Annotated in this window: 20 protein-coding genes, 1 pseudogene and 1 riboswitch; of the genes and pseudogenes, 7 read left to right on the forward strand and 14 right to left on the reverse strand. The window is 43.4% G+C overall.

Translation table 11 applies throughout. From position 1 onward, the window contains the following. Positions 1-136: 136 nt before the first annotated feature. From MHH92_RS16920 to MHH92_RS16960, 9 genes and pseudogenes are all read right to left on the reverse strand, one after another. Positions 137-882: pseudogene (locus tag MHH92_RS16920) on the reverse strand (class I SAM-dependent methyltransferase). A 34-nt stretch (positions 883-916) separates the two neighbouring features. Continuing rightward, the gene (locus MHH92_RS16925; protein WP_340905088.1) at positions 917-1,339 is read right to left on the reverse strand and encodes an NUDIX hydrolase; all 423 of its coding nucleotides are present in this window, start codon (positions 1,337-1,339) and stop codon (positions 917-919) included. A 95-nt stretch (positions 1,340-1,434) separates the two neighbouring features. Continuing rightward, positions 1,435-2,505, reverse strand: a complete 1,071-nt coding sequence (locus MHH92_RS16930; protein WP_340905090.1) for a CHAP domain-containing protein — start codon at positions 2,503-2,505, stop codon at positions 1,435-1,437. 100 nt (positions 2,506-2,605) lie between these two features. Next, entirely contained in the window at positions 2,606-3,031 is a 426-nt protein-coding gene (locus MHH92_RS16935) for an NUDIX hydrolase (RefSeq protein WP_127550659.1), read from the reverse strand. Between the two features lie 57 nt (positions 3,032-3,088). Beyond that, positions 3,089-3,868: a phosphotransferase family protein gene (locus MHH92_RS16940; protein WP_340905092.1), complete on the reverse strand. Its 780-nt coding sequence runs from the start codon at positions 3,866-3,868 to the stop codon at positions 3,089-3,091. 363 nt (positions 3,869-4,231) lie between these two features. Beyond that, positions 4,232-4,621: a hypothetical protein gene (locus MHH92_RS16945; RefSeq protein ID WP_340905094.1), complete on the reverse strand. Its 390-nt coding sequence runs from the start codon at positions 4,619-4,621 to the stop codon at positions 4,232-4,234. Positions 4,622-4,654: 33 nt separating this feature from the next. Continuing rightward, positions 4,655-5,068, reverse strand: a complete 414-nt coding sequence (locus MHH92_RS16950) for a hypothetical protein (RefSeq protein WP_127550656.1) — start codon at positions 5,066-5,068, stop codon at positions 4,655-4,657. Between the two features lie 560 nt (positions 5,069-5,628). Next, entirely contained in the window at positions 5,629-5,838 is a 210-nt protein-coding gene (locus MHH92_RS16955) for a hypothetical protein (RefSeq protein WP_340905096.1), read from the reverse strand. Between the two features lie 147 nt (positions 5,839-5,985). Then, complete coding sequence (locus tag MHH92_RS16960; protein ID WP_340905097.1) at positions 5,986-7,263, reverse strand: WD40/YVTN/BNR-like repeat-containing protein; 1,278 nt, start codon at positions 7,261-7,263, stop codon at positions 5,986-5,988. A gap of 338 nt (positions 7,264-7,601) precedes the next feature. Between MHH92_RS16960 and MHH92_RS16965 the strand changes: the two genes are divergently transcribed. Beyond that, positions 7,602-8,531 (forward strand): L-lactate dehydrogenase, encoded by a 930-nt coding sequence (locus tag MHH92_RS16965; protein ID WP_036613729.1) that lies wholly within the window; start codon positions 7,602-7,604, stop codon positions 8,529-8,531. 272 nt (positions 8,532-8,803) lie between these two features. Here MHH92_RS16965 and MHH92_RS16970 read toward each other — a convergent pair whose 3' ends face one another. The 5 genes from MHH92_RS16970 to MHH92_RS16990 form a co-directional block, all read right to left on the reverse strand. Continuing rightward, positions 8,804-9,724 (reverse strand): tyrosine-type recombinase/integrase, encoded by a 921-nt coding sequence (locus MHH92_RS16970; RefSeq protein ID WP_047843346.1) that lies wholly within the window; start codon positions 9,722-9,724, stop codon positions 8,804-8,806. 99 nt (positions 9,725-9,823) lie between these two features. After that, positions 9,824-10,903: a hypothetical protein gene (locus MHH92_RS16975; RefSeq protein WP_340905102.1), complete on the reverse strand. Its 1,080-nt coding sequence runs from the start codon at positions 10,901-10,903 to the stop codon at positions 9,824-9,826. A gap of 259 nt (positions 10,904-11,162) precedes the next feature. Then, positions 11,163-12,599 carry an amino acid permease gene (locus tag MHH92_RS16980; protein ID WP_036673796.1) on the reverse strand — a complete coding sequence of 479 codons (1,437 nt, stop codon included), beginning with the start codon at positions 12,597-12,599 and terminating at the stop codon, positions 11,163-11,165. Positions 12,600-13,110: 511 nt separating this feature from the next. Next, positions 13,111-14,481, reverse strand: a complete 1,371-nt coding sequence (locus MHH92_RS16985; RefSeq protein ID WP_445744672.1) for an amidohydrolase family protein — start codon at positions 14,479-14,481, stop codon at positions 13,111-13,113. 120 nt (positions 14,482-14,601) lie between these two features. Then, entirely contained in the window at positions 14,602-15,153 is a 552-nt protein-coding gene (locus MHH92_RS16990; RefSeq protein WP_340905107.1) for a CGNR zinc finger domain-containing protein, read from the reverse strand. Between the two features lie 143 nt (positions 15,154-15,296). Here MHH92_RS16990 and MHH92_RS16995 point away from each other — a divergent pair, with 143 nt between their 5' ends. The 6 genes from MHH92_RS16995 (at position 15,297) to MHH92_RS17020 (ending at position 21,332) form a co-directional block, all read left to right on the forward strand. Then, positions 15,297-15,797, forward strand: coding sequence for a DinB family protein (locus MHH92_RS16995; RefSeq protein WP_340905109.1), 501 nt, complete (start codon positions 15,297-15,299; stop codon positions 15,795-15,797). 84 nt (positions 15,798-15,881) lie between these two features. Then, positions 15,882-16,035, forward strand: a riboswitch (FMN riboswitch). A 144-nt stretch (positions 16,036-16,179) separates the two neighbouring features. Continuing rightward, a complete protein-coding gene (locus MHH92_RS17000; protein ID WP_340905111.1) occupies positions 16,180-17,160 on the forward strand; it encodes a DMT family transporter in 981 nt (326 codons plus the stop codon). A gap of 321 nt (positions 17,161-17,481) precedes the next feature. Further along, complete coding sequence (locus MHH92_RS17005; protein WP_340905113.1) at positions 17,482-18,978, forward strand: amidase; 1,497 nt, start codon at positions 17,482-17,484, stop codon at positions 18,976-18,978. Positions 18,979-19,113: 135 nt separating this feature from the next. After that, the gene (locus MHH92_RS17010; RefSeq protein ID WP_076317642.1) at positions 19,114-19,722 is read left to right on the forward strand and encodes a DUF1989 domain-containing protein; all 609 of its coding nucleotides are present in this window, start codon (positions 19,114-19,116) and stop codon (positions 19,720-19,722) included. 139 nt (positions 19,723-19,861) lie between these two features. After that, complete coding sequence (locus MHH92_RS17015; protein WP_017688112.1) at positions 19,862-20,488, forward strand: LysE family translocator; 627 nt, start codon at positions 19,862-19,864, stop codon at positions 20,486-20,488. 82 nt (positions 20,489-20,570) lie between these two features. Continuing rightward, positions 20,571-21,332: a YqcI/YcgG family protein gene (locus MHH92_RS17020; RefSeq protein ID WP_340905123.1), complete on the forward strand. Its 762-nt coding sequence runs from the start codon at positions 20,571-20,573 to the stop codon at positions 21,330-21,332. Positions 21,333-21,344: the final 12 nt, after the last annotated feature.

Below are 21,344 nucleotides of genomic sequence, written 5' to 3' on the forward strand. Positions count from 1 at the left end.
TCCTTTAGTTAAAATAAAATTTGATTTATTACGTTCTCCATTGATCTGCTTTCAATCCATAAATAATAGCGATATATAGGTAGCAGTATCCATTTGATATTTAAACATAGCCCACTCTCCGATTCGTTTCATTTATTCACCGTTTTCTCGCCTTAATCACAAAGGATACAGGTAACATCTTCGCTCTTTTAAGGAGACTATCGCTATGATCTTGTAATTGCATGATATCCTCATCGGATTCTTCTATCATTTGTTCAATGACAAATCCCGCTTTCGCTAACGCATTGACATAGGTTGATAGTTGACGATCAGCCAAGGTTAATTCACCCTGACAATAATCAGGAGATACCGCATACCAAGATTCATCAGAATATGGCTTATTGAAGACAAATCTATCATTTTCTTCAACAACACATCTGTTTATTGGATGAGACCAGCTGAAAATAAAATGCCATCTTTCTTTAAATAAGAAGCGATTCGGCTGAAAGTACCTTCAAGATCTGTTGTCCAACCTATGGCATAAATCGAATACACAGCGTCAAAATAATTAATAGGAATCCCACATTCCTCTTCCATGGGTGAACATATCAATGTTGCAGGAATTCCGTATGTTCTCAAGTGTTGTTGTGTCTTTTCTATCTGTTTCTGGGATATATCCATACCCCACAGTTCACCTGCTTCGCGGTCTCCATGATACTGCAAGGATTGACCATTTCCACAGCCCACCTCTAACATCTTTAATCCTGAGACATCACCAAAAAGTTGGTGTTTTTCTTCTGAGATAAATGCTCCATAATGTGGAAGCACGATTGCACTCAAAAAGTCATTCCCTTTTGTATCCCAATAAAAGCTGTTTGTTTCATAAACACTGTACTTGTTCATCTGATAGCCTCCTTTATACACTACATTGAGAACATTACTTGTTACCTTCGTTGAAATATGTAATCTCATTGCCATTAAGTAAGCTTTTAAAGCCATTCTTGTAGTAAGGCATAAGCTCATCTGCCTGTGTTATATCCAACCATGCAATCTCAGAGATTTCGTCTGGTATTGATATCTCTTCTCTCCCTCCGACGATTTCCGCTCTGAATGTGATGAAAATGGCATGTTCTTTAATTTCTTCAAATTTACACTCGTTTATTGCTACAATGCCGTGGACGCCAACATCAAGTCCTATTTCTTCTTTGGCTTCCCTGATTGCTGCTTCTTCCCATGATTCATCGGGTTCAACAGCTCCGCCAGGCAGAGACCAGCTTGAACGTCCTACATTTCTTACCGCAAGCACTTTAGATTTGGAGGGATTCGTTAGTAATGAGTAAACTACATCGACTCGTTTCATTAATTGAACTTCCTTTCTGATAGTGATCTTCCTATGTTTTTGATACAAAATTCATAACCTCAAGATACATAAACTAGCACACCCATGTATATCAACTAAGTTGGTCTATACTCTCCTTGAAAATTAAATTGATAGCTTTCATCTACACGGATATATCCGAGAATACAATGTCCTCTTTCTCTGTATAAAACGCTAGAGTAGTTTTTATTGTCTGTGTTCCCCTCTGCAACCAATAATTGATCACCGTCACAGGCCAAAACAATTCCAATGTGATCGTGAGAATTATCCGTTAAGAGCTTCTCATAAATGACTATATCACCACGCTCTGGTTCAAATCCTTCTTGCATATCCCGATAAAAGAATCCTGTTTCAGCTAGCTGAGCCCAGTCCAACCAAGCACCCACCCCAGCTAATCGATACATTCGATTAGGATATCTAATAGGGAGTTTTATTCCAACTTTCATACAACAATGATATACGAATGCGGCACACCAATTGGCTTCAAGTACTTTACAGATATCAGAATCCGGCCAATACCTGCAAATTTCCTGATATCGTTGATCCCCTGAAGTACCAATAATATTTTGCCTTGCCAGCGTTTCTGCTAAATCAGCTAACTTAGAACGCCGCTCTTCAGTATTTATGTGAACTGTTTGCACATTAACATTAACGTCTGCTTTTATATTCTCCTTCGAAATCCCCAATTCAGTAAATACATTCTGTATTCTACTTATCTCTGCCTTTGATAAGTTTCTATTTGGATTCTGGAAGTATATCTGAAACAGTATGGCATCTTTAATAACTTCTTCATATGGGCCATGAACTAGATGTGTATCTTCCTGATAAAAGATTGATTTAAGAATGATAGACAATTCATCTGTCGTAAAAATTTCAGCACTGCGTAATATCGGTCTAACAGCATCCGCACTATTAGGACCAGGAAAGTCTTCGATTCCTGTTTTGTAGAAATAAAAACCGTGGAGTAACCCTGCAATCGCAGTAATTTCCGAATCCTGTACTCTTTTCATAGCAAGCATGGAAGCAAAATTAGAAACCCCATAAAGATGAACCAACATACCTTCCTTGTTAATACTTTCCTCAAGAAGCATTTCATGAACGAGACTACGAACAGTGTCCAGCCGTTTAGATTTCTTTCCTGAACTCAAACTTTGGCCTCCTTACCTTTCTTGAATGGGTCATATTCGGCTTTATTCCTAGACCCATATCTATGATGAATCTGTAAATACACTGTAATATGTAACATGCTTAAATATTATTCTTATCGCTGAACTCAATGCAAAAAGGTTGCATCTCAGGTTTTAAACAATACTCTATTCTTTCTCTGAAGTTTTTCCATTCGACTTTTAAAATGGCTTCTTCGATCGGAAAGAAACCAGACTCTAAACTCTCCGTTGATGTGATTAATTCTCCTCCTATTGGTTTGGCTAGAAATAATGTGTTACATATTGAATTTTCGATATTCTGAAATATTCCACAGAATTTGATAATTTCAATGTCGATACCGGACTCCTCTTTCGTTTCTCGGATCGCAGCTTGACTTAGAGATTCTCCTTCTTCCACTTGACCACCTGGCATTTCCCATCCTCTTCGTGGTCCTCTAATAAGTAGTAATTCATTTTTGTCGTTTATCACGATTGCAGCGGCAGATAAGATATGTTTTGGAGGGCTCATTTATTCGACTCCTTCTAGAGAGATTAATATACGTTTGAAGAACAATTTATAGCCAGACTAAAAGAAGTTATATATCCCGTCTTCAAAATAATTATATTCTTCATCCGTTATTCTTAACTTTCCATACCCGTTATAAAATATTTCTCTATCTCTTTCATTGTCAAACGCATTATGTTTCGGTCTAATAGCTAATGCTACATCATATCTTGGGTCGCCATAAGCTGCTCCTGCCCAGTCAATAACTCCAACAATATTGCAATCATTAACTAGCACATTATCTATAGTAAAATCTCCATGAATGAAAGTGTTCTCTACTGGTTTTGGTCTTGCTTCTTTCAACTGTTGAAGTAATTCTGCTGATCCGTCTATAGCAAAGTGAGTTAGATTATATTCTGCTTTGTTAAGCATTGTATCTAACCAAGGACTGTCATTGTTCAATAATTCAACAGGACAAGAGCATTCATGTATTTTCTTTAAACAAAGCCCAAAGTTAAAAATCGCTTTTTCTTTACTTTGGAGGTCAGGCATCTTAGAGAGAAATTCTCTTAAACTTATTCCATCAATATAATCCATCAGAAGCCATCTTGATGTGTCCTCAGTATGAAATGAATATACCTTTGGAACAGGGAGTCCCGTATGGTAAAGGTATTGGAGCACCTTATATTCATCGGATAACCATTCATTATAAAGATCGTTTTCTGTCTTCTTGATGATGTACTTTTGATCAAACGTATCCAGTATAGCCACAGTAGAAGTATGACCTTGCTTAGGAAAAGTGATTTTCTGGACTTCCCCTATATGTTCTTTTATTTCAATTGGGAGATCTTGAATGTTCATAGTTTTGTCCTTTCTACAATTTCATGCCCTTTCTCTTTCAGATAAAGTCAATAAAAAAATCCACATTTTGAGTGATTCACCTTAATTATTTCTATAATAACCCATGCTGCAATATTTGCGTAGTACATTTAAAAGCGCATACATTTCTCTCCAAATCAAAAAGAACACTCCCGCAGGAGCATTCTCCGTGAATCATTAGTCTAAGTGTACATCAGATCCATCTTACTACACTTTTCTCTCACATACGTTTGTAGTTGTACAAGCTGATTTATTGCTTCTCATCTGAGTTCTATTTAGATGGAACTAAAGAAACGACTCGCTAGAACCTGACGCAGAGCAGATCTATGATTGTCAAAGGCACTCTTACTTGTTATTACGATGGTTATAAGTAATAGAAATATACGCTTTCACATTATTCTCTGTTTTACCACCCTCGCCTTCATCAAAAGTGCTTATAGCATCATTATCAGTAGGGAGAGAAACAGTAACCTCGTAACTTTCAGTAACAGTTGTTTCACTGTCTGCGTTTTGAGTTCTCAATAATCCATTAGAATTAGTTTGAGTTGACACTTGTTTCACATTTTTAAGTTCGACATCAACTTTGTTTCCATTTTCATCAGTTACTAAAGCATTGAATTCAAATCGAGGCGGAGATGGAGTACCATCTGGTGATGCAGTCGTGGCTGTTGGTTGGGCAGTAACCCCAAAAATTAATCCTAAAGTCAGAGCAAGCAATCCTAATTTCTTCTTCACTTATTGACCCTTTTTTTACATTATAATATTACCCTAAATTTTCTTTGGTAAAGCTGACATTATAGAGAATCCTAAGATTACACTAGCCACAATCACTAAATAGTCATTAACAACAATATATTGATATACAGAATCATTTAACCATCCAAATGAGGCCCATACATAACTTAAAGAAACAATAAGAGCCGGTAAAGTTATCAGTAGGAAACCCGATGTGTCCTGTTGTTTTGTTGATCTCAATTGTCCTCTAATCATTAATCCAAGAACCACACCAATACCTCCGAAGAAAACAATTGGTATAATTGTTATCAAAAAAGGACTAACATCAAATCTCGTTCTGGCTTGCGTAAGTTGGTTATTGAGTAACATAGATCCAACTGCGAATAAAACAATAATTAAAACAAGGTAAGTCAAATTTTTGAGAACTCCATTTGCTTTAGTTTCCATTTAAGTATTCCCCTCTCTTCTGTCGGATATCCTAACTTTAACATTTGTGGGATTTAAAATCCAAATAATAAAAAATGACTCCTCCAGCTTTATGCCAGTGAAGTCATATTTACCGATGCTATCGGATTTGTTCCTATATCACCATAATTATCCTTTTTGTTCAGATTAGTCCGAGACAATGAACCCATCGAAGTTTTCAGGATCTACACGAATAACAGGTACCAGGCTATTGCCTATAAAAGCAGTATACGTCAATTGTGGTAAGAGTGGTGGGTTGAAATCTTTTGCTAAAATGTGATAATCTGTGGTGCCAGAGGGCCAAAGTCATTCGTAGATGTCGCGGAATAAATAACCGGTTCAGTTGCTAACGTTCCTCTTACAATAGTAATCGTGATACCAACCGAGATAACACTTTCAAAGTGTCCTTTAATCGCCATAAAAAAATGCACCCCCTAGAATTTCATCGGCTAAACCCAAGGGTTTTTCCAATGTCTATTCTAAGGGGTGCACTTCAGGGGCAAAACGTTGATATATCAGCTTATTTTGATCAGTTTTGCTAACTAAGCGTACATCAAGTCCATATACCCGCGAGTTACTTCCCCACCTTCGGCTGGTTCGGGCTGGTCTGCCTGTGCGTGTTTTGCCATGCATGCCTTCACTGCTTCCTCTGTCGTGCAACGATTCGCATCGTCACATGTGTAGCATAATTGAAGCATATATCTGGTTAATTCATCCGCCTGCGTGAATTGAGTTTGACCGTTGGTTCTCATCTTCATCACTCCTTCTCTTGTTGAGTTAAATATATCACCTTCTAGAGGATTTATTTGTGATTTATTTCACAAACTAAGCAAAAAAAGAAAAGGAACCCTTAGGCTCCTCTCCTTTCTCCTATCTATTCACATCGATAACACTCTACTTTAGAGTACTTTCCAATGTCCACCGCCATCTACCGTTTGCAATAACAACGATCTTTTGGCATCTGTATTTTCAACCAATATCCAGCCAAGCTTGGGGGTAACCATCTGCATCTTCACAATTTCCGGATAATCTTCGAGAATTTTCTCCAGTACACTGCTTGCAGGAAGAGCGCTCCACGTTTTGCCCGCATCCTTGGTGTGGTAGGTTATGCCCTTTTGCATCGCCCAACCTTCCGATGCGTTCAGAAATACCGGTGAAAGGTTACGATTCGGACCCGTTTGTTTGTTTAAAGTGAAATTGGACAGCTTCCAGCTCTTTCCGCCGTCGGTGGTAAAAAATCCATTGAATGTCGTGCTCTCCCCTTTAGAACAGGACATTGACATCCAGGCTGATTGCGCTTCACGTCCAAAAAATTGTGGTGAACTAACACTGAAATTCCCACACCCGTTGAATTTGTTTCGATCAAAGAAAGATGGTCCAGTATCCCAGTTCTCTCCACCGTCTGATGTTACATACAACTTCGGTGTGCCGAACTCCAGCGCTGTTAAGAAACCATGTTTTGGATCCGAGAAAGTCATGCCCGTGGTGTATCCACGTTTGGAAATCTCTTCTGCTTCCTGTTTGCCATCTTCATCACTGGATGACATCCGATTCCAGGTAATTCCACCGTCCTCGGTAAAGTAAAGTTTCTTGTCCTGTTTACCAATAGCGGTATCGACCGTGGTGAGAATCCAGCCTTTCTCAGGAGATACAAATGAGATCGCAGTCACTTTATCCGTCTTGGACAGAGAAGACAGACTCCATGTCACGCCCCCATTGTTGGTGCGAAGCACCATGGTATCTGTTCCACCCATACCTTCACGAACAATCCAACCGTGCGCACGATCTACAAAATAAATGCTTTGTCCATATTTAGGGTTAGCCGGAAATTGTACATTTTCCGAAGGTGAAATATTGGTCCAGGTCTTTCCCTGATCCTGAGTGTAGTACAGGCGCAGCGCATTCCGCGTCACACCCCACGCCAATCCTCCGTTGTCATTGAGCAACTGAAAATCGGTCAAACGGGTCTGTATTTGGTACTTGGCCATATCTGCAGATTCTGTACTGTTCACAGGGGGAACGACAGTTAACGTCTGCCCTGTATTCCCGGCGTCCTCCTGCTGCTGCGGAGGTTCTGCTACCGGAGGTTGATCTGAGTCGGTGCATGCAGCCAATACAGCTGCTATACCTATAGACAGCAATGCTGTCTGCGCGATTTTAATCCATTGCAAACGCAAGTGGGTTCCACCTCTCTCATCCAATATACAGGCGCGCATGCCTGTCCTATGGCGTTTTTATTTACGATTCATCAGAATCCACTGCTCCTATTCTACCACAAACCTTATGTAAAAGGCTCATTGCCCACTCATGGTCGGCCCGCTCCCTTTTTCCAGCTCATACTCTAGGCTATAGGTCGCACAATTATTACCATTAATTTCATCCTAAACTGTTTTTCGACGGAATAATTGGTAAAAAGACATGAAATGTGAACTATTTTATAGACAACACTCGCTTTATATTCTCTAATCCCTTAATATGGATGGGAGTATAACCCAAAAAGGAGAGGATATTGAACATGACAAATAGTGCAGCTCTGAAACCAAGTCGTGTCGTGATTGTAGGCATGGGTGCGGTGGGAACAACAACGGGATACACGCTAATGTTGAGACAGCGTTCGTCCGAGTTGGTATTTGTGGATGTGAATCATGATAAAGCAACCGGCGAAATGCTGGATATGAACCACGGTCTTCCATTTACGGGAGGCGTGAAAGTATGGGCTGGCGATTATTCCGACTGCAAAGATGCAGATATCATTATTATTACAGCCGGTGCTTCCCAGAAGCCGGGCGAAACCCGGATTGATCTGCTGAAGAAAAATGCAAGCATTTTCAAAGATATTATTGAGCGCATTACTGAAGTGAATTCTCATGGTATTTTGCTGATTGCAACCAATCCTGTAGATATTTTGTCCTATACTTCATGGAAACAAAGTGGGTGGCCTGCCTCCCGTGTCATCGGTTCAGGTACATTGCTCGATAGCGCACGTTTCCGTTACCTGATTGGTAAAAATAAAGGGATCGACCCGCGTAGTATTCACGCACACATTATTGGTGAGCATGGAGATTCCGAAGTACCGGTATGGAGCCTGGCTAACGTTGCAGGAACAGATCTGGAATTGGATGAAGAAACACAACAGGATATCTTCGACCGTACCAAAAATGCAGCGTATGAGATTATTAATGCCAAAGGAGCGACTTCCTATGCAATCGCCCTTGCTCTGGACCGCATTGTAGCTGCAATTCTCGGCAACGAAGGCTCCGTTCTGAACGTATCCACGTACCTTGAAGATTACAATGGTGTATCGGATGTTTATCTGGGTGTTCCATGTGTTGTCGATCGCAACGGTGTGCGCGAAATTCTGCCTCTTCCGTTGAATGAAACCGAAAAAGTGGCTTTCCAGGCTTCTGCTAACAAATTAAAAGAACAGATCGCTGGACTCGAGTAATTCAATCGCGCAGTCATTCATATCGTGAACGATTCAGCACGTTAAAAGTTGTAAATTAAGATATCTGTCTTAGCCAAAAGGGCCATTTGTTTCTTCTAAAGAGAAGAGGCGAATGGTTCTTTTGTTTGATTTCTATTATAGGCCTATTTAGATTTCAGATATTAGTTTACATAATATTAATTATGTTTAAATATCCACCATCCAAATCAATAACAAAAAAAGCCTGTCACTTGGACAGACTCCTTTTCGGATTAAATATTAGCTTTTCACTTCTAATATGTCGGAAGTTTAACGTCCAGCAAAGCCATAGCCTCTTCTTTCTCCCTACTGGTGACGTGTGTGTACACGGTTGTTGTTTGAATCGATGCATGACCAAGCAGTTCCTGTACCGTACGCAAGTCGGCTCCACGCCGTAACATCATGGTCGCGAACGAGTGACGCAGCTTATGACTGGAGTAGTTTTGACGTTGATTGGCTGGTGATTCCTGCTGGAAGCGTTCAAAGGTTTCCGTAGATATGAGCTGGATGCTGCGAATCGACAGTCTCTTCCCTTTTTGCGAGACAAATAGTGCTTCCTCTTTTGGCCGCCAAGGATCGAGACGCTCAGCCATCGCTTGAGATAATACTTTTGCCACAGTCTCCGGTACAGGGAGTGAGCGCCATTTACGACCTTTACCAAATACATCTAATGTACGCCGCTCCGCATTATAGTCTTTGCAATCCAACGCATGCACTTCTCCAACCCGTAATCCCATATATCCCATCAGTAGAAAAACAGCCAGATTGCGTGTGCGATACTTGCCTTCTACCGACTCCAGGAAACGTGTCAGCCCACTTTCATCAAGAAAAACGGGCGCACGGTTTTTCTCGGTTTTGGATTTTTTGATCCCAAACGCCGGATTATTCGTTAACAATTCGAGTTCAATGAGGGACTTGTAAAAACAGTTCACCGCCGCATGTTTGCGATTTCTCGTGGCATCACTAACCCCACGCTCCCGCGCGCGGGACAGAAAAGACAACACATGCAGCTTTTTGACCTGCTCCAGTGACTTCCCTTGAATGGAGACCAGGAATTCCACCACGTCACCCGTGTATGATTTTACCGTATGGCCTGTATATCCGGCGTCCTTCATCCATATGTGAAAAGCTTCTAGCTCGTCCGCATATTGCTCCTGAATCTCCTCGGTCATCATCTGTCTACGTCACCTCAATTCGGTTCTTTATAAATTGACTAAGATTATTTACACGGGCACTGCGATGACAGAACAACCTTCTTAAGCTGAACAGAGCCCCTAGGCTTCATCCACAATGACAATGTCAATCAGCGGAATGATCGTTTCGGGTTTGCCTTGACTACGGGTAAGTACAAACGATGGCAATGGATTCTCGTGCAGGCCATTCACGGATTCACAGATCTGAGTATATAAATCCATGTGCAACGTCTCGCCTTCACCCGCCACATCAATGACAGGCCAATCGTTCTGAACGCAGGCAGGCCAGTAAGCTAGCTCATTCGCAGGTACGATACTTAATTGTTGAATGGACGGATCGAGATGGTAGATCCCTTGCCGTTCAGGTTCATCGCCCAGCTTGTCCACGGCGAGTATTCGAGCAGACTGCTCATCTGGTGCAGAATAGAGTGAATAACACCACGGAGTCACGCCCCAGGCAATTGCCATCAGCCCCTCTTCCAGCAACGTATCTGACAGATTCCCTTCGGCAAATTGCTCGATCAGATTATGGTTACCCGGTCCCATCAGTGCCTCTACGCGTTCAGCGAGTCGAGGCAGGTCAGCGAGAATAAATCCTCCTCTCCCGTAGGAGTCAAACACATGATGGTTTCTGCTCCACACAGCTTGAGATGGTGAACTCAACGACGCTGCTTCTGCCGGGAAAAGCGATATATATACGGTGATAACTTGCGCATACTTAACCATTGCAAGTTGTTCAGGTTCGAGTGTACCTTCAGCAATACGAGGTGTTTTCATATGCAGGGAGATTCGAAGTTCGTATTCCCCCTCTGTAAATACTGACCAACCAAGATTAACAGACTGTTCAACGCCTTCAATAGATGCAATGGAGATTGAGCTATCCGGTTTCAGGTTAACAGCATACTGCACGTATGCCAGCTCCTGACCATAGATGATATTGGCATCCTGACGATTGACCGGTGAGTCCAACTGTTGTGCAATGACAGATACTTTACGTCCATCCTTCAGAAGGCGCTGCGGATCAATATCTAACTGTAGGTCACCTGCACCTCCTGATTGTGAAACAACTAATTGTGCCTCTGCAAGTACGGATGAGTCAGCTAATGCAAATCCAAAAGCTGCATTTTGATGATCTGAATTCGTATGTAATGGTGTGTTCATGATACATCCCCTCTCTTATGTCTGATGGCATGTCACATCCCCAAATATATTTCATATTTGGCTTAGCCGCAACCCCGCCCCCGTGATTAAGTTCGTCACGTCCCTTATTACTTACCCATATATGAAGAAAATCCCAACCCTCCCCTGCTGTTATCTTCCTTTATCTTTCTATATAAAAAAATCCCCATCCCGCTTCGCCTAAGCGATACGAAATGAGGAAAAATAAAGATGTTCTCGGTTAAAGACGTTCTCGACTAATCTATTTATCCTTTGCCCTGAAAGCACTCGAGATCCGGCGTTTCGGATTCAGATGACTGTAATGCCTTCCATACGCAAAGTAGATAATTAATCCGATGATCAACCAAGCAAAAAACGTAATCCATGTCAGCGCTGCAAGGCGTGTCATTAAGTATACACAACCCAAGGCACTCAGAATCGGAATCAGCGGCACAAGTGGAACGCGGAATCCGCGTTTGAGATCCGGGTTATTTTTACGCAACACAATAATGCCCAGACTTACAACTGCAAAAGCAAACAACGTTCCGATGTTCGTAAGCTCCGCCAAATGACCCAACGAGATGAACCCGGAGAACAAAGCGACGATAATGCCCGCAACCCATGTCCCTACCGCTGGTGTCTGACTCTTGCCACTAACTTTGGAGAAGACAGGTGACAGCAGGCCGTCACGAGACATGGAATAGAGCAGACGTGTCTGACCATACATCATGACCAGCAATACGGTCGTAATGCCGGCAATCGCTCCAAGAGATACAATCCAGGACAATCCTTTCAATTGAACAAATTCAAATGCAAACGCAACTGGATCACTTACATTCAACATGTTATAAGGCACAATCCCTGTGAGGATCAATGATACAACAATGTAGAGAACGGTACAGATTGCCAGTGACGCAATAATTCCAATCGGCAAATCCCGTTGTGGCTGCTTAACTTCTTCTGCCGCTGTGGAGACCGCATCAAATCCGATGTAAGCAAAAAATACGGTTGCTGCTCCAGCTGTTACACCTGAGATACCAAAAGGCAAAAATGGCTGCCAGTTGGTTGGCTCTACATAGAAAACACCTACACCAATGAAGATCAGCACAACGATAATTTTAATCGCTACCATGATGCCGTTCGCACGAGCAGCTTCCTTCACCCCTCGGGTAAGCAGGAAAGTGATAATTAACGTAATGACCGCAGCTGTGATGTCAAAATAAGTTCCCTTTTCCGGGCTGAACGCACTCGTTAGCGCATGGGGTAACTCCAGTCCGAATCCGGACAATAACGTTTGGAAATATCCAGACCATCCGCTGGCTACCGCCGCACTTGCGAATCCATACTCCAATATCAGATCCCATCCCAGAATCCAGGCAATCACTTCGCCAAAAGCCGTATAGCTATAGGTGTACGCACTGCCCGAGGCCGGTATGCTTGAGGCAAATTCCGAGTAACATAATGCCGCGAATGCACATATGATACCCGCCAGTAAAAATGACAGTACAAGTCCCGGGCCCGCATACGTTGCGGCAGCTACACCAGTCAACACAAAAATCCCGGTACCAATAATGGCACCCACCCCAAGTGTGGTTAAGTCCAACGGACCCAGCGCCCTTTTCAATGCACTGCTGTTATCGCCCACGGAGGCAATTGGTTTTTTACGAAATAATGAAGATCGTTGTTTGTTCTCATGCATAATTATGTTCCTCTCGTCATGAATCTTGAATGTGCTATGGATGTAGCAGCGATTGGATGACTTCCCATCTGTTCTATGAAAAAGTCATTTGTTCTATCTTATCGATCACCTATAAAAACCTATCGAATTCTACACGTTATCGCGTTGCTTGGTTAAATTTATTTTTGTAGATCACTTATTTTGTTCTTTTTCCGCGAAATTTATCATGATCTGTTGCACGTGATTGAATATGAAAATGGATTTAAGACAAAACTGCGTATAATTTATATTATGCGCAGTTTTTATGAGCATAATTTTCTGCAAAAAACATCTTTTCTACCTTGTTATCTGAAGTTAAGAAAAAGAGAGCTCTTTTCGTCTTTTTCCGCTGTCCCTTCCTCCCTTATCCTGTCTAATTCGACGATATGAAGGCATATCAAAGAGCCACATAGCGTTATGCGGCCCTTTATTTCTTACTATAGGTAGAGGTGTATATAAAACTAGGAACTGACTTCATTTATGAAAAAGTAAATTATGAGAACGCAATTCTCTCTGCATCTGACATCCGGTATTGGGTTAACAAATAATCCTTGCTCTGCATCGCCGCATGACGAATCGCATCCAGATCAACATTCAACAGCTTACCCTCTCGCTTCACGAGTCTACCTGCCACAAAGACCGTATCCACATTGGATGGATTGGCAAATTGCACGACAGCGCCGATTGGATCATGAACGGGGAACATATTCAGGTCGGTGGTACGAATCATGATCAGATCCGCTTCTTTCCCTGGGGTCAACGTACCCACCTTCTGTTCCAAACCCAATGCTTGGGCACCAGCTGAAGTTGCAAATCTCAGCACTTGACTGGACTGCAAGTTCAACTCACCAGGCATCTCACCCTGCTGCAAAAGTTGTTCATTGGCTCTGGATCGTTCAGCTTGAAGTGCAAACTTCATCTGCGAGAACATATCTCCGCCTGTGGACGTGACCACATCTACACCAAGTGTAGGGGTTCCTCCATGTTCAAGAAAATAGCCGGTGGCCGGATATCCATGACCCATCATCATTTCAACCTCAGGTGTGACCGACAAGGAAGCGCCGCTATCTGCCAGCATTTTGTATTCATCCATGCCCATAGTGTTACCATGAACGATATTCACCCGTGGACTTAAGAGTCCCGCTTCGTACAAGTGACTGATCGAGCGATCCACAGATCCCCAACTGCCAAATCCGGCATGCATGGAACAGATCGCATCCAGTTCTTGTGCTAGTTCGATCTCTTTCACGGTTGTATCCCAATGACTGAACTCCGGACCACGAATGGCAAGCCCATAAGTAAGTAATTGATCCCGTGATGAAAAATAACGTTCTTTGACTCTTCTCACATCATTATTCAAATACGTGAGTTGACTATCCCGATTCCAGTAGTCCGTCTCACCAGGTACTCCGTGAGCAAATACCGCCCGAATGCCAGCATCCTGAAGTCCACGAATCAGTTCATCCGTATGGTCAGGGGAATATGGCATGCTCCAATCCATTACTGTCGTCACTCCTGCGTTAAGCGCTTCCAAGGAACCGAGCAGGTTGGCAATATAACTATCTTGTGGGCGGAGCTTGCTTCCCATCGCACCATAATAGAGATTTTGCAAATAGACTGGCAAGGACCAGTTGGTTCCCGCTGTTTTGACAAGTGATTCCCACATATGCCGATGTGTGTCCACCAGCCCAGGCATAATAATCATCGATGAAGCATCAATGATCTCCGCATCCGGAATATCCAGGTCGGGCTGAATAGCCATGATCAGTGAATCCTGAATCAAAACATCCGCCCTCTTATACTGTCCAATTTTAGCATCCATCGACAACACACAGCCATTTTTCAACAGATAACTTGTCCGCACAAGAAACATCTCCCATCTATTTTGGTTTGAAAGACGATCACATCCTGCTTACGAATCTGTACTGCTTCTGACTATTTTTTCGCTAGTATATATACATTATATAGTTATTGTTAGTATTTATCAATTTTGGGATTTGCGTTTCGCCCGAAATCTTCTGACCTTCATCAGATTGCCACACATCTTATCATCACAGTACTTCTGTGTTCTGCTTCGGGTATCATCATAGAACATCCAGCGACAATCCGAATTATCACAGATCCGAATCCTCCCCCCTTCTCCCTCCACCAAAGTCATGGCAAAGTCAGCAGCTACTTCAGCCATAACCTGATTCCAATGAGCTTCTACTGCTACCAGTTGGAGTTTCAGTTCCTGATCAATTGTATTCAATTTTCTTCTCACATGCCCTGCTTCCATAAAGCCATTCAACCATTGTTTTTCTATATCCGTTAATGATGCTCCAGAAGACACGCGGGCTCCAAGAGCCAACAATTCATTCCTGAAATTTCTCATCGACAACTCATCTTCTGGAGATGCAGGGACAGGAGCGTTAAGTTGCCATCGTTCCAGAAAATCTAACTGCCAGCTCGCCTTCCCGAGCCTGTCCTCCGATCGATCTCCCCCACGCCAGTCATGATAATCGCTGTTTACAAAATCGGTCCATAATCTGTCCATATATACCTCCGTTCAGTGTAACCATCTAATTAAATAAAGAAGGTTACAACTCATCTTTGATGTGTTATATTGAGTGTAACCTTATTAATCAGTTTTAGCTAGTTACATCACAAATCACAATTATACGCAAGGAGGAAAAGGCAATGACAAAAACAACAGCACTAGATGTATTACTTATTCAAAAGGATGATACTTGGGATCAATGTAATTGGATTGTACCTTTGTCGAAATCCTTGGAGGGCCTTACAGCAGAACAAGCAGCCTGGATTCCACCCTCAGGGGGATTAAGCATCTGGCAGTTGGTTAACCATATGTATTATTACAACCATCGCTTATTATGTCGCATGCAAGGTAAGGAGCCTACCCTTCCTACTGTAGACTCCAATGAATACACATTTGGGAATCCGGGAGATGCAACGGATGCCGCTGGTTGGAATACACTGATGCAGGGTACAACTCGATTAGCCCAGCAGTTGCGAGATCAATTAGCTGCACTACAAGAGTCTGATCTTGAAGCCGCATATATGGACTCCGAAGAGAAATGGGCACACGAACTGGCTCGCTGGGTACTCCATGATGCGTATCACGCAGGTCAGATCGTGCTCCTTCGCAGACAGCAAGGAAGCTGGAAAATCATTTTCTAAAAAAAATGCTTGAACTGCTAGCGCTTACAGGAATAAGATGAACTTATTAATGTTACAGCTTGTTCAACACACTATATAATTGAATAGGATCTTCGGGGTAGGGTGCAATTCCCAACCGGCGGTGATGTTCTTCGGAACCAGCCCGCGACTCGCTAATTGTTCTTAACGAAGGACATTCAGCGACTGACTTGGTGTGAATCCAAGGCCGACGGTACAGTCCGGATGAGAGAAGATCAACACATTGACATGCCGTTCACGGGAAGGCCTCTTTCCTGACGCATGTCCTTGGATGAGCCCCCGTTTATTTGGTATATACCAAAACGGGGGCTTTTGTCGATTTTGCCAACTGAAGATTCCGTGTTCTGACGAAGGAGTCCTGAATATGGAAAAGACATCAGCAACATCACCTGTTTACCGCAAGGAACGAAGTAATACCGGATTCTGGCTTGTAGTTCTCGGCGCTGCCTTATGGGGTGTCGACCCACTCTTCCGCATTATTTTGCTAAATACGATGACATCCACGCAGATTGTACTGGTGGAACATATCATCGTCAGTCTTATTGCCATTCCCGTACTGTGGAAATTTCGGGCTGATCTGAAAAACCTGCGTGCTCGCCACTGGATTGCCGTGATTTTTATCTCATGGGGAGGATCAGCACTCGCAACGGTATTGTTCACCATGGCACTAACACATAACGATCCGAATACGGTACTTTTATTGCAAAAAATGCAACCACTCTTCGCTATCGTGCTGGCTAAACTGTTACTAAAAGAAACGTTACCACGTCGCTTCGGTGGATTGTTCTTCATTGCATTAGCAGGAACGTACCTGCTTACATTTGGATTCACATTGCCATTAGGTAACTGGGACAACTGGATTCATGCCGGAAGCTTGTTATCCCTTGGGGCTGCTGCCTTATGGGGAGGTTCAACCGTTATGGGACGATTGATGCTGGGTCAGGCGCGTTACGAAACCGTCACCTCCCTGCGTTTTGTCGTTGCTCTCCCGCTCCTGATCTTTATGACGTGGAACGAAGGTGCGGCATGGACGTTTCCGTCCGGAACGGGTGAACAGACTGCTGTCATCCTCAACATTCTCGGTCAGGCATTGTTACCTGGTTTGCTCAGTCTTCTGTTGTATTACAAAGGTCTGTCGTCAACCAAAGCATCTGTTGCAACTCTCGCGGAACTCAGCTTCCCGATGGCGGGTGTGTTGGTGAACTGGATTGCTTTCCGTACACTGATTACATGGGAGCAACTACTTGGTTTTATTCTGATCTGGGTGGCCCTCTTCGCCATTTCCAGACAGCAGGAAAGATCATCAACTGCGGCCGATGCTGCACCAAAGCTGCGTACAGAGTAAGTGGATATATCTGAGGTTCACATATAAACAAATAGTCAAATATAAAATAAAACCATTGCACATCAAATTAGATGAGCAGTGGTTTTTTATTTCCATGACTCGATATTACTCGTTCATTTTCTCAATTAGCAATATGAGCTATTAACCCTTTGCTTTATCTCTATTTCGCAAATGCAAATCCCCCTCTTTTCCCTCCAACCTCATAACGAGTATGCATATCATCACACTACGATTCTTCTATGTTTTGTCTTTTGTCTAATCCGGTGGTACGATGACATATGGAATAAACAGATGAATTATATTCAGAGAGGAACGATCATAATGTCTTCATTCTCATATACCTCCTACGACGCCGTAGGTTTGGCTGAACTGATCCGATCCCGGGAAGTATCCCGGGTTGAAATGCTTGAAGCGGCGTTTGCACGCCTTGAAGAAGTGAATCCGCAACTTAATGCGGTTATTCGTACATATGAATCTCGCGCACGTGAGGAAGCTGGTTTGGTTCTCCCTGGAGAACAACCTTTTGCCGGTGTTCCCCTGCTCTTGAAAGATATCTCGCAATCCTTGGAAGGTGAATTTCTGACTTCAGGCTCACGTTTGTTCAGCGAGCATCGGGCATTACGCAATTCCAATTTTGTCACTCGACTCCGTGATGCAGGCTTTATCTTCATAGGACATACCAATACGCCTGAATTTGGTTTAAAAAATATTACCGAGCCCCGTCTTCATGGTCCAACTCGCAATCCATGGAATATCAACCACTCCCCAGGTGGTTCAAGTGGTGGTGCCGCTGCCGCTGTAGCTTCGGGTATTGTTCCCCTTGCCGGAGCCAGTGACGGAGGAGGTTCGATTCGTATCCCGGCTTCCTTTAGCGGATTGTTTGGATTGAAGCCAACCCGCGGGCGCACACCTGTAGGACCGGGAGTTGGTCGTCAATGGCAAGGCGCATCGATTGATTTTGCCCTCTCTCGCTCGGTTCGGGACAGTGCTGCATTGCTTGATACGTTACAAGTCATTCAGCCCGAAGCTGCGTTCCATGCTCCACTCTTTCCAGGCAGTTACTTGGCTGATATGAGCTATCCACATCAACGCAAACTGAAAATTGCATACACAACGGATTCACCCGTGGGAACACCTGTCAGCGCAGAAGCCAAAGAGTCTGTATACAAGCTCGTTCGCTGGTTGGAAGATCAAGGTCATCATGTTGAAGAAAAACTGAGTCCAGTCAATGGAGTCAGGCTGATGGAGAACTATTACATGATGAACAGTGGTGAGATGGCCGCGATGATCTCTTCCATGGAACGCTCCATGGGCCGGGCTCTGACCTCCGATGATATGGAGATTGAATCCTGGGTTCTGGCTGAAGCAGGCAAAAAGGTGTCCGCTGCGGAATTTGTACATAGCTTAGCTGAATGGGATGTAGCTGCAGCTCAGATGTCCACTTTGTTCGAGCGTTATGACTTCTACGTCACACCTGTTAATGCTTTTCCTGCGCCTAAGATTGGTGAATTAACGCCTCATGACGAACAGATCCGTAATCTGATGCGAATTAGTGAATTGGACAAGACCCAGCAGCAGCAACTCATCTATGAAATGTTTGAGCCAAGTCTTACGTATACACCGTTCACCCAGCTTGCGAATCTGACTGGCCAGCCTGCGATAAGTGTACCTCTGCATATGACACCTGAAGGTTTGCCAATGGGCGTTCAAGTGATGGCAACCAAGGGACGCGAAGATTGGTTATTACATCTGGCTGGACAGCTTGAACAATCAGAGCTCTGGATCGGAATGAGAGGTAATCCACTGTTCCCAGCATAAAGGCATATAATGTGGTTTGTGTTTAAATTCACCATTGGATGTTCCTGCCTGAGTAGAGTACGGCGCCATAACAGTGCATGAAAGCTTCATCTGCTCCGCATACTGAAAGCAAAAAGTAGCGGAGGAATGTGACGGATGAATACGAATCAGCGCCATAAACAGTCTTATCGTATCCCAGCCAAAACGGGATATGCCCTGAAAGTAAGTAAGGGTTCTTTACTACGCATAACTGATCTGGAGGGACAGCAAGTCATTGATTTTGTGGCATACGATGCTATGGATGCTAACCATCGCTTGGACCCCGGCGTGACAATGGACGTATTGCGTACTTATCGCATTAAACCAGGACAATTTGTGTATTCCAATCAATATCAACCTTTACTCAAGATTGTCCGTGACACCGTTGGGGTACATGATTTCTTTAACTCCGCTTGTCGACCAGAGATGTATGAGGTGTTATACGACAAAAAGGATCATGCCAGTTGTTATCACAACTTGAACACGGCACTAGAACCCTTCGGAATCTTACCGCCGGATCAACACTATCCATTCAACCTGTTTATGAAGTCCGTTGTAGACAGTGAAGGCAAGATTGATGTTGTAGCTCCCGACTCTCGTGCAGGTGATTATATCGAGATGGAGGCATTAATGGATCTCACAATTGGGCTCTCCGCCTGTCCTTGTGAAGAAAGCTCATGCAACGGATATAACTGCACCCCTATTCAATTGGATGTGGAACTTTAACAGAATGAAAAGGCCTTGACACAGTATGAGATAAAAGTAGTTTGTTCTAATTCGCTCCTTGCGGGAATACGATGACTTGTACCCATTTTCTGTGACAACTGGTACAATTCATCGAACCCGTTAAGGAGTGAACGTGTTTATGTCTGTACTGTTCAGTTATATTATCTTGGGAATATCATTGTCCGCTCCAATCGGTCCGATTAACGCCGCCCAACTCGACCGTGGAGCCCGCCACGGATTCATGCATGCCTGGATTCTAGGACTCGGAGCTATGTTTGCAGATTTGGTGTATATGCTGCTGATTTATTTTGGAGTTGCCCATTTTCTGGACACGCCGTTCATGCGCTCTTTTCTCTGGTCATTTGGCAGTTTTATTCTGATTTACACGGGAGTGGAAACGCTCTCGAAGCTAAAGCAAGGCATTCAGGGTACATCTACTGCGGAAGCAACTGTTCGAAAATCATTTATATCCGGATTTTTGATGGCCCTGTCCAATCCACTGAATATTTTATTTTGGCTTGGGATCTATGGCTCTATTCTCGCGACAACTGTGAAACATACGGATACCGCTCATTTGCTGCTCTACAGTTCAGGCATATTCATTGGTATTCTGGTGTGGGATGTCATTATGGCTGGCATGGCCAGTCGATTCCACAAACATAGCAGTGAGAATGTATTGCGCTGGATCTCTATCATTTCGGGAATCTGCCTGATCGGATTTGGTTTGTATTTTGGGTACGAAGCTGTACGTTCCATATTTTTCTGACAACAAAATCAGGCTGGACAGTCACCCAACTTCCCCCACATTAATACTGTAACGGTATCATGTGGAATGGAGTTGGGAATCAATGGCGGAGCTGTATAGTGCCGACGAAATAAATACCTTGTTTGAGCGTCTTCCATCTTGGCAGCAGGACGCTTATTCGCAATTTGGTAAAATGATCGCCGACGAAGATAATACGTATCCATGTGTACCTGGACGAATGGGATTTCTGTCAGGACATTTGAGGTACGGATTTACGTGTGACCCCCGATCTGAACATGCTGCCGAAGATATGGCCGATCTGCTTAGACAATATGGTCCTGTCTCCAGAGACACCGGTCATTACGCTTCGATGGTCGTGATCTGTGAGACACCAAGTGATCTGAAAGATCATACAACGGTAGAGCACTATCAGACGTTATTCTGGCAAATGCTTAATCGGGTAAGTTCACACGATACCGAGCCGTGGCCGGAACATATTTCAACCGATCCTCATGATTCATCATGGGAGTTTTGCTTTGGTGGAGAGCCTTACTTTTGTTTCTGTGCAACTCCTGCACATGAACTCCGAGCCAGCCGGCATTTTCCTTATCTCATGTTTGCTTTTCAACCACGGTGGGTATTCGAATCCATTAATGACAACACCCCTCTTGGCCGCAAAATGAAAACCTTAATTCGCAAACGTCTCGCTGCGTATGATGCTGTACCTGCTCACCCTTCGCTGATGTGGTATGGTCAGCAGGATAATCTGGAATGGAAACAATATTTCCTGCCTGATGATGAGCAGACACCTTCCAAATGTCCATTCATGCGGATGAAGCAAGCCCTAGGCAAGTTGACGAAATAATCTTAAAGCACT

Source organism: Paenibacillus sp. FSL M7-1414 (assembly GCF_038003195.1).
GTDB lineage: Bacteria > Bacillota > Bacilli > Paenibacillales > Paenibacillaceae > Paenibacillus > Paenibacillus amylolyticus.